This is a genomic window from Streptomyces sp. SID3343, from assembly GCF_009865215.1.
GTDB lineage: Bacteria > Actinomycetota > Actinomycetes > Streptomycetales > Streptomycetaceae > Embleya.
Genome location: NZ_WWJX01000890.1, coordinates 1 through 2906 on the forward strand (window position 1 = coordinate 1; position 2906 = coordinate 2906).

3 protein-coding genes are annotated in these 2906 nt (G+C 72.7%); all 3 read right to left on the bottom strand.

Annotated elements, in window-relative coordinates; genetic code table 11:
- Window positions 1-1677 (bottom strand): HAD-IC family P-type ATPase (locus GT354_RS27610; protein WP_346012195.1); only part of this gene is annotated, 1677 nt, incomplete at its 3' end.
- Window positions 1662-2633, bottom strand: coding sequence for a cation-transporting P-type ATPase (locus GT354_RS54560; protein ID WP_346012196.1), 972 nt, complete (start codon window positions 2631-2633; stop codon window positions 1662-1664). The genes GT354_RS27610 and GT354_RS54560, both read right to left, overlap by 16 nt.
- Window positions 2617-2906, bottom strand: a 290-nt coding sequence (locus tag GT354_RS27615; protein WP_161359090.1) for a metalloregulator ArsR/SmtB family transcription factor, incomplete at its 5' end; no start/stop codon positions are given. The genes GT354_RS27615 and GT354_RS54560, both read right to left, overlap by 17 nt.

The window sequence follows — 2906 nt, forward strand, 5'->3', positions numbered from 1 at the left end:
CCCGCCCCGCAACAGCACCATCACCATGGCCTGGGTGAGCAGGTTCTCGGTGAACCAGCCGGCGTGGAACAGCGCCTGGCCGCCGCCGGCACCCGAGGTGTGGATCACCAACGCGAGCACCGCGAAGGTGGCCAGGTCGGCCAGCGCGTTCAACAATCCGAAGCCGGTCACGAACCGCAGCACGTCCCGCGGCCCGAGCGCCGCCTGACGACCCAGGTCCGCGGTGCGCGGCCGATCGAAGGCGAAAGCGAGTTGCGCGGCGTCGAAGCACAGGTTCTGTACCAGCACCTGCGCGGGCAACATCGGCAGGAACGGCAGCAGCAAACCGGCCGCGAGCATCGCGATCACGTTGCCCAGGTTGGACGAGAGCGTGATCCGCAGGTAGGTGGCGATGTTGCCGCCGGTACGCCGGCCGACACCGATCGCGGCGTCGATGGCGGTGAGGCCCTTCTCGGCCAGGACCACATCGGCCGCCTCACGCACGACGTCGACGGCGTCGCGGGGGCAGATGCCCACGTCGGCCGCCTCCAGGGCGGGCAGGTCGTTGACCCCGTCGCCGAGAAAGCCCACGACGTGTCCGTTTGCCCGCAGCGTGTCGACGATGCGCGCCTTGTGTTCCGGTCGGCACCGGGCGAACACGGTGGCCGTCCGGACCAGCTCGGTCAGTTCGGGGTCGGAGAGGTCGTCGAGGTGATCCGCGGTGACCACCGTGCCGGGGGGCAGCCCGATGTCCCGACAGGCCCGGGCGGCGGTCCCCGGATGGTCGCCGGTGAGCACCTTGACCGCGACGTCGTGCCGGGCCAGTGCCGCGAGCGCCGCGACCGCGGTGTCGGCCGCCGCGTCGCGCAGACCCACGAAGCCGACGAAGGTCAGGCCGCGTTCGTCGGCGGTGGTGTAGGTGTAGGTGTTCGCACCGAACCCGGGACGGCGCTCGACCAGAGCTACGCCCAACACCCGCAGCCCGTCCTCGGCCAGGTCGCGGGCGACACCGGTCAGCCGGACTCGGCCCTCGTCGTCGAGGTCGGCGTCCGCTTCCGGGGTCCGCACCCGAGCGCACCGGGCGAGCACCTCCTCGGGGGCTCCCTTGACGACCAGGACATGGGGCCCGGGACGGCCGCCCGGGCGGCTCCCCGACTCCGCGACCACCGCCGTCGACAGGCGGCGCTTGGCATCGATCGGCAGCGCGGCGATGCCCTCGTACGCGTCGAGGTCCGGCCCACCTTCACCTTCCGCGCCCCCGTACTCCGCGCCCGCGTCGGTCGTACTGGCGCCCGTCGTACCCGTGTCCGTCGTACGCGTGTCCGTCGTACGCGTGTCAGGCGTACGCGTGTCCGGCGTACCCGCGTCCTCCGCGACCGCGTCCAGGATCGCCTCGTCGAGAGGATCCGGCACCGGCAGTTCGGCGAGGTGGAGCGTCCACCACGCGTTGAGCGCCGCCCACCGCAGTACCCGCGGGTCCGAGCGGCCGTCGGGGTCCAGGTGGCAGTGCAGCACCGGTCGGTCCTGGGTGAGCGTCCCCGTCTTGTCCGTACACAGGACGTCGATCGCGCCGAGGTCGTGGAGCGCGGGCAACCGCTTGACGATGACGTTGTCGTCCCGGGCGAGCGAGGACGCGCCGCGCGCCAACGCCGTGGTGACGATGACGGGCAGCATCTCCGGGGTCAGCGCCACCGCCACGGCGACCGCGAACGGCAGGTCTCCAAGCCCTTCCCCCGCAGAGCCGCGTTGGCCATCAACACCAGCGGAGGCGTGAGCAGCATGAACCGGATCAGCGTCCACGAGATCCCGCGCACCGATCGGTCGAAGGCCGTCTCGTGCCCCGCCCCTTTTCGGCCGCTCCCGCCGTACGCCCCGGCGAAGCCGGTGTCCGCGCCGGTGGCGACCACGACTGCGGTGGCGCTGCCGGAGGCGACACTGCTCCCCTGGAAACACAGGTGTGGTTGCTCGAAGAGGGCGGGCCCCGGATCGGTGGGCGAGTCCACGACGTACTTGGCCACCGGCACGGATTCGCCGGTCAGTGCGGCCTGGTAGGCGCTGAGCCCGTCGGCGCGCAGCAACCGTACGTCGGCGGGCACCAGGTCGCCGGGCCCGAGCCGGACCACGTCGCCCGGCACGAGCTGGTCCACGGGTATCTCCCGGGTGACCGGCCCCGAGTCCTCGTCGGGCCGCCGCCGTACCGTCGCGGTGCCGGCGACCAGCACCCGCAGCGCCGCCGTCGAGCGCTGGGCCCGATACTCCCCGCTCGTGCGCAGCGCACAGCTGACCGCGACCAGTACGGTGATGACGGCCGCGGTGTGCCAGGCGGCCACCACGGCCGACACGACGGCCAGGCACGACAGCACCGCCGTGAACGGATCGCGCAGGCTGCCCACCATCCGCCGCGGCCAGGACAGCGGCCGCCGGTTCGGCGGCACGTTCTCGCCGTACGTGCCCAGTCTCGCGTCCGCCTCGGCCTCGACGAGTCCTCTCGGACCGCTGTCCAGGGTGCGGAGCACTTCGAGCCCGGTGAGCTTGGCGACGTGTCGGGCCGACGGGCGTTCGGGGACCTCGCGCGCCGAGGTACCCGGGGCCGGCGCGCTCGCCGCAGCGGTGCCGTCGTCGCCCTCGGGGACGAACTCAGGCGCCCAGGCCACGCATGCGCCCCGAAGACGGCGTGTCCGCGGCACGATCGGCCAGCCGATCGATCAGCCACTGCACCATCGTGACCACGTCCGGGCTGTCGACCAGATACACCACGTGCCGTCCTTCACGCCGCGAGCGCACCAGGCCCGCCAGCTTCAACTTGGTCAGGTGCTGGCTCACCGCGGGCAGCGTGCCGCCCACCCGCTCGGCCAGACTGCTCACGTCGCTCTCGCGCTGCCCGAGGGCCCACACGATGTGCAGGCGGGCGGGCGAGGCCAGCAAAC